This is a genomic window from Paenisporosarcina quisquiliarum (assembly GCF_027563315.1).
Taxonomy (GTDB): domain Bacteria; phylum Bacillota; class Bacilli; order Bacillales_A; family Planococcaceae; genus Paenisporosarcina; species Paenisporosarcina quisquiliarum.
Map to the genome: position 1 here is coordinate 1 of NZ_JAMKBJ010000031.1, position 573 is coordinate 573.

Consider the following 573-nt stretch of genomic DNA (forward strand, 5'->3'; position numbering starts at 1 on the left):
GGGTGAAGTCGTAACAAGGTAGCCGTATCGGAAGGTGCGGCTGGATCACCTCCTTTCTAAGGATAATCACGGAATACAAACCTTGGGTTTGTAAGTTGACGTTTTGCGTTCAGTTTTGAAGGTTCATATATCAATTATATGAATTTCCTAAGAGGGCCTATAGCTCAGCTGGTTAGAGCGCACGCCTGATAAGCGTGAGGTCGATGGTTCGAGTCCATTTAGGCCCACCATACTTCTTAGGGGCCTTAGCTCAGCTGGGAGAGCGCCTGCCTTGCACGCAGGAGGTCAGCGGTTCGATCCCGCTAGGCTCCACCAATATACTCTTCATTGAGTATTTTATTTTTTGCTCCTGCGATTACTCGTAGAAAAGCAAACCTTTGTTCTTTGAAAACTGGATAAAACGACATTGAAAGCAATAACATTCAAGTAATTCAACATACAACTTCGGTTGTATGCGTAAGAACTTTTTAACTTTTAGGTTAAGTTAATAAGGGCGCACGGTGAATGCCTTGGCACTAGGAGCCGATGAAGGACGGTACTAACACCGATATGCTTCGGGGAGCTGTAAGTAAG

The 573-nt window shown here is 45.0% G+C and carries 2 tRNA genes and 2 rRNA genes; all 4 read left to right on the forward strand.

The annotated features are described in order from the left end of the window. Window positions 1-56 (forward strand): 16S ribosomal RNA (locus tag M9R32_RS16005); the annotation flags it as partial. Window positions 57-153: 97 nt separating this feature from the next. After that, window positions 154-230, forward strand: a tRNA-Ile gene (locus M9R32_RS16010). Between the two features lie 9 nt (window positions 231-239). Continuing rightward, window positions 240-315: transfer RNA gene (locus M9R32_RS16015), tRNA-Ala, on the forward strand. Between the two features lie 162 nt (window positions 316-477). Beyond that, window positions 478-573, forward strand: a 23S ribosomal RNA gene (locus tag M9R32_RS16020); the annotation flags it as partial.